The organism is uncultured Algibacter sp., from assembly GCF_905480415.1.
GTDB lineage: Bacteria > Bacteroidota > Bacteroidia > Flavobacteriales > Flavobacteriaceae > Algibacter_B.
The window spans coordinates 1-5,531 of record NZ_CAJQQI010000188.1; the positions used below are offsets into that span (position 1 = coordinate 1).

Annotated in this window: 8 protein-coding genes; all 8 read left to right on the top strand. The window is 33.6% G+C overall.

The features are described 5' to 3' along the window. On the top strand, positions 1–301 hold a 301-nt coding region (locus tag QZ260_RS12695; RefSeq protein ID WP_295986841.1), incomplete at its 5' end, for a DUF4286 family protein. Between the two features lie 35 nt (positions 302–336). After that, positions 337–1,131 carry a 16S rRNA (adenine(1518)-N(6)/adenine(1519)-N(6))-dimethyltransferase RsmA gene (rsmA, locus tag QZ260_RS12700; RefSeq protein ID WP_295986845.1) on the top strand — a complete coding sequence of 265 codons (795 nt, stop codon included), beginning with the start codon at positions 337–339 and terminating at the stop codon, positions 1,129–1,131. Between the two features lie 20 nt (positions 1,132–1,151). After that, entirely contained in the window at positions 1,152–2,525 is a 1,374-nt protein-coding gene (mgtE, locus tag QZ260_RS12705; RefSeq protein ID WP_295986848.1) for a magnesium transporter, read from the top strand. A 196-nt stretch (positions 2,526–2,721) separates the two neighbouring features. Next, positions 2,722–3,087 carry a cupin domain-containing protein gene (locus QZ260_RS12710; RefSeq protein WP_295986851.1) on the top strand — a complete coding sequence of 122 codons (366 nt, stop codon included), beginning with the start codon at positions 2,722–2,724 and terminating at the stop codon, positions 3,085–3,087. Next, positions 3,088–4,023 (top strand): 2-hydroxyacid dehydrogenase, encoded by a 936-nt coding sequence (locus QZ260_RS12715; protein WP_295986854.1) that lies wholly within the window; start codon positions 3,088–3,090, stop codon positions 4,021–4,023. It abuts the gene before it with no gap. Between the two features lie 254 nt (positions 4,024–4,277). Continuing rightward, positions 4,278–4,478, top strand: coding sequence for a LuxR C-terminal-related transcriptional regulator (locus QZ260_RS12720; RefSeq protein WP_295986856.1), 201 nt, complete (start codon positions 4,278–4,280; stop codon positions 4,476–4,478). Positions 4,479–4,538: 60 nt separating this feature from the next. Then, positions 4,539–5,045, top strand: a complete 507-nt coding sequence (locus QZ260_RS12725) for a DUF4199 domain-containing protein (protein ID WP_295986859.1) — start codon at positions 4,539–4,541, stop codon at positions 5,043–5,045. A 7-nt stretch (positions 5,046–5,052) separates the two neighbouring features. Then, complete coding sequence (locus QZ260_RS12730) at positions 5,053–5,508, top strand: DUF1801 domain-containing protein (RefSeq protein WP_295986861.1); 456 nt, start codon at positions 5,053–5,055, stop codon at positions 5,506–5,508. Positions 5,509–5,531: the final 23 nt, after the last annotated feature.

Here is a 5,531-nt window from a genome sequence, read left to right on the forward strand (position 1 = left end):
AAACATTGAAGAATCCATTCATGACGAATGGCTTACTTGGATAAAAGAGCACATCCCGAAAGTTTTAGGTACAGGAAAATTTGAAAAGGCAACGTTGTCGAGAGTTTTAGTGGAAGAAGATATGGGAGGTGTCACCTATTCTGTTCAGTACCGCTCATATTCACGAGAAGCTTTAGACGCTTATTATAGAGAAGATGCCGAAAAATTAAGAAATGAAGGCATGAAAAAATTTGCAGATAAAATGCTGGCTTTTAGAACGGAACTTGAGATTTTAGATGAGTACACCGTGAATTTTAAATAGCTTAGTTTTGTCTAATAATCCAAATCCGTGAATTAGTGGCATATAAACCCAACCAACATCAGGTAAAAGCAAAAAAATATTTAGGTCAGCACTTTTTAAATGACGAGTCTGTAGCAGAAAAAATAGCAGACACACTCATTTTAAAAGACTACAAAAATGTTTTAGAAATTGGTCCAGGTATGGGTGTGCTTACCAAATATTTGCTAAAAAAAGATAAAACAACTTATGTTATAGAAATTGATCCTGAGTCAGTTGAATATCTTCAAGCAAATTACCTTAATCTCGCACCAAGAATTATAGAAAAAGACTTTTTAAAATACGATTTAAACGAAGTTTTCAATCAAGAACCGTTTGCCATCATTGGGAACTTTCCTTATAATATTTCAACCCAAATCGTTTTTAAGACCTTAGAAATGAGGGATCAAATTCCTGAATTCTCAGGGATGTTTCAAAAAGAAGTAGCACAACGTATCTGCTCAAAAGAAGGTAGTAAAGTATATGGGATTCTTTCAGTATTAACACAAGCGTTTTATGACGCCGAATATTTATTTACAGTACCACCACATGTGTTTAACCCGCCACCAAAAGTCGAGTCAGGTGTTTTAAGACTTACAAGAAAGGCAGATTATTCTTTACCATGTGATGAAAAATTCTTTTTTAAAGTCGTTAAAGCGGCTTTTCAACAGCGCCGAAAAACACTTCGTAACAGTTTAAAAACATTTGATTTATCTGATAATTTAAAAGCAAATAGTATATTTGACAAACGTCCAGAACAATTAAGTGTTCAAGCTTTTATTGAGCTCACACAATTATTAGAAGAAGACGTTTAGAACCTTTTAATTTTTTCCGTTTGTCAGAAGAAAACGAAAACATACAATTTCAATTAACCGATGAACTCATTGAGCGGGTTGAGCTATTTATCGAGGAAGAAAACGATAAAGAACTTCACAAACTATTAGATGAGTTTCATTACGCTGATATTGCTGAAATTTTAGATGAATTAAATCTAGAACAAGCAGTGTATGTTATAAAGCTTCTTGACTCTGAAAGAACTTCAGACATCCTAATGGAGTTGGATGAAGACAATCGAGAAAAAGTTTTAAAAAATCTTTCTGCCAAAGAAATTGCCGAAGAAGTTGAAGAATTAGATACCGATGATGCGGCAGATATTATTTCAGAATTGCCGGAAGATCGTCAACAGGCGGTAATTGCTCAGATCGAAGACGAAGAACACAAAGCAGAAATTACCGAACTTTTAGCCTACGATGAAGATACAGCAGGTGGACTCATGGCCAAAGAGCTTGTAAAAGTTTATGAAACATGGACGGTTGCTGGCTGTATGAGAAGGATTAGGGGGCAAGCCGAAGAAGTAACACGCGTGCATTCTATTTATGTAGTAAATAAGGAAGAAAAGCTTATTGGTCGCCTGTCTTTGAAAGATTTAATTGTAGCTAAAAGCGAGCAAAAAATATCAGACTTAGTTAAGGTTAATGTAGACTATGTTAATGTTCATGATGATGTAGAAGAAGTGGCCAAAGTAATGGCAAAGTATGATTTAGAAGCTATTCCTGTAGTTGATAGAAATCAAATACTTTTAGGTAGAATTACCATTGATGATATTGTAGACGTACTGAGAGAAGAAGCCGATAAAGATTACCAAATGGCGGCCGGTATTACCGGAGATGTTGAGGCAGATGATAGTATTCTTGAGCTTACCAGAGCGCGTTTACCATGGCTGTTTTTAGGCTTAGTAGGTGGCATAGGTGCTTTTTTAATTATGGAAGGCTTCGAAGGACTTTTTACAGGAAAAGCGGTAATATTATTCTTTTTTACGCCCCTAATTGCAGCAATGGCTGGAAATGTAGGCGTACAGTCTAGCGCTATTATCGTGCAAGGTTTGGCCAATGATGATGTTCGTGGCAGTGTCAATAGCCGATTAATAAAAGAGATGTTGCTCGCAGCCCTTAACGGTATCATATTGGCTATATTTCTCTTTTTATTTATATGGGCTTTCGAAGGCGAGTTAAACACCGCTTTGGCTATTTCAGTATCTCTTGTTGCCGTTATTATTGTGGCGGGACTCATCGGAACTTTTGTGCCATTGTTTCTAAACAAACGCGGCATCGATCCAGCAATTGCCACAGGTCCTTTTATTACTACAAGCAATGATATTTTAGGTATTCTACTATATTTTTGGATAGCAAAAATGATTCTCGGAATTTAATATTTGGCCGCCTGTCTGCCGGTAGGCAGTTTAGCACAAGGGTCAGGCTTTACACTATATCTTTTAAAGACGTCATTGCGAGGAGTGAGCGACGTCGCAATCTGTTAAATTAAAGTTATAACACAAACCTTCTTTTTCCAAACTTTAAAAAGGATGTCGCTACAATCCCTAACGCAAAACTTCGTAATTTTACATCATGAAAAGTATTAACATAAAGGATAAGTTCTCTAAATTCGATAAAAATTGGCATCCACATCAAATTGCCGTGGTAGACAATATGCAGGTTATTTTGGCGAAACTTAAAGGCGAATTTGTTTGGCACATTCATGATGATGAGGATGAATTGTTTCAAGTTATTAAAGGCACATTATATATGCAATTCAGAGACCGAACAGAAGTGGTAAACGAAGGCGAAATTATTGTAGTTCCAAAAGGTGTAGAGCATAACCCATTCACAAAAAACGATGAAGAAGTCCATGTATTATTATTCGAAAAACTTGATACTGCACATACTGGAAAAGTAAAACACGAAAAGACACAAACCCATTTCCCGAAAATTTAAATGAAAGTATTACATCTAGACACTAACCACGAATTATTAATCAATCAATTAAACGATTTAGGTTTGACGAATCATGAAGATTATAAATCTTCAAAAAAAGTCGTTGAAGCAAAAATCCATGAGTATGATGGCATTGTTTTAAGAAGCCGTTTTACCATAGATAAACAATTTTTAGATGCAGCAAAAAACCTAAAATTTATTGGTCGTGTTGGTGCAGGATTAGAAAATATAGATGGCGTCTATGCCGAACAAAAAGGCGTGTATTTAATATCCGCACCAGAAGGCAATAGAAATGCGGTTGGTGAGCATACGCTAGGTATGATATTGTCACTTTTCAATAATCTGAATAAAGGAGATCATGAGGTGCGACAAGGTAAATGGTTACGAGAAGAAAATAGAGGAGTAGAACTTGATGGAAAGACAGTAGGTTTAATTGGCTACGGAAACATGGGGAAAGCTTTTGCGAAAAAGCTACGCGGGTTTGATGTTGAGGTTTTATGTTATGATATAAAAGAGAATGTTGGAGATGAAAATGCAAAACAAGTTTCACTTGCAATCTTTCAAGAAAAAGTAGATGTTGTGAGTTTACACACCCCACAAACTCCCCTAACCTTAAACATGATTAATACAGCGTTTATTAATCAAATTAAAAAACCATTTTGGCTTATTAATACCGCCAGAGGTAAAAGTGTAGCCACAGCAGATTTGGTTTCTGCATTAAAATCAGATAAAATTTTAGGAGCTGGGTTAGATGTTTTAGAATACGAAAAAGCATCTTTTGAAACACTTTTTTCTTCAGAATTGCCAGAAGCATTTCGATATTTAATAAATTCAGAAAAGGTATTATTATCACCGCATGTTGCTGGCTGGACTATCGAAAGTAAAGAAAAATTGGCTCAAACTATAGTTGATAAAATTAAAACTAAATTTTATTAATTTTAAGGCATAAAGAAAACTATTTTAGTTTTTTCAGGATTAATATTGGCTTTGTTACTATTATTTCAAATTAGCACATATTCCATAAACGCTGGAAGTTTTAAAAAAGAATTTGATATCGTTATAAGTGCTATTGTTATTTAATTATTAGAATATACATCAACAAAAAAGTCTTCGTAAGCCTATAGATACTTCTCAAAAAAATCAATCAACAAAAAATCAAAGATTTAGAAATCACATCTCCCGAATATGAGGTGCTTCAAGCTATTTCAGAAAGTTTATCAAATAAAGAAATAGCAAATAAATTATTTCTTTCGGCAAGTACTATCAAAACACATGTATCTAATTTGTTAGTGAGGTTAAATGCAAAACGCAGAACAAAAGCGTTACAAATAGCCAAAGATTTTCAATTTATTCAAGCCTTTTTATTGATTACTTGTAATTTGGTACTTTAGTATGACCATAATTTTTTATTACATTAATAGTTTTATAGCTTAATAATCAATTTCAATCGTATGAGAAAATCAGTTTTAAAATTCGGTCTTTTAACTAGCTTAACCCTTGTTATTTTATTTGCAATAGAATTTTCATTAGGAGATAGCCTGAGTTATTCCAATAGTGAGATTTTCGGATACATTAGTATTGTATTAGCTTTACTTTTTATTTATTTTGCTATTAAAAACTATAAGGAGTCTATTAATAACGGTTCAGTTTCTTTTGGTAAGGCCCTAGTAATTGGTGTTTTAGTTAGCTTACTTGCAGGGTTAACTTTTGGAATTATTAATTATATTTATGTAGAAGTTATTAACCCAGAGTTTATTACCGAGTACTATAATCATATGGTTGAAAAAGCAAAATCCTCATTGTCTGCTGCCGAATTTCAAATCAGGCTTCAAGATATGGAGGCGGAAAAAGCGTTATTCTCAAATTCAATAATTAGTTCATTAGTTATGACGGCAACTGTTCTAATTATAGGATTTATTATAGCTGTAATTTCAGGATTAATACTTCAACGTAAATAATTTAATTATGCAGTCAAAAGCAACATCACCAAAACAATATCTGGAAGAATTACCAGAAGACAGGAAAGAACCCGTTTCTAAATTAAGACAACAAATTTTAGACAACCTTCCAAAAGGGATTGAAGAACTAATGAATTATGGAATGTTAGGTTATGTTGTACCACATTCAGTTTATTCAGATGGGTACCATTGTAACCCAAAAGATCCTTTGCCATTTATGAATTTAGCATCTCAAAAAAACTTTGTAGCTGTCTATAGTATGGTACTTTATTCTAGGAAAGATTTGATGGATTGGTTTACTTCAGAATATACTAAACGCTGTAAGTATAAACTAGATATGGGTAAAAGCTGTATCCGGTTTAAAAAAATGGAAGATATCCCTTTTGATTTAATAGGCGAATTAACTGCAAAAGTAAGCACGGAAGAATGGATAGATATTTACGAATCCGCATTCAAAAAATAATTAGTAACAAAAAAGCTTAAATC

Excerpts from the sequence above, each read along its gene's own strand:
- QZ260_RS12710 (WP_295986851.1), top strand. The coding sequence starts at position 2,722 with ATGAAAAGTATTAACATAAAGGATAAGTTCTCTAAATTCGATAAAAAT.
- QZ260_RS12715 (WP_295986854.1), top strand. The coding sequence starts at position 3,088 with ATGAAAGTATTACATCTAGACACTAACCACGAATTATTAATCAATCAA.
- QZ260_RS12725 (WP_295986859.1), top strand. The coding sequence starts at position 4,539 with ATGAGAAAATCAGTTTTAAAATTCGGTCTTTTAACTAGCTTAACCCTT.
- QZ260_RS12730 (WP_295986861.1), top strand. The coding sequence starts at position 5,053 with ATGCAGTCAAAAGCAACATCACCAAAACAATATCTGGAAGAATTACCA.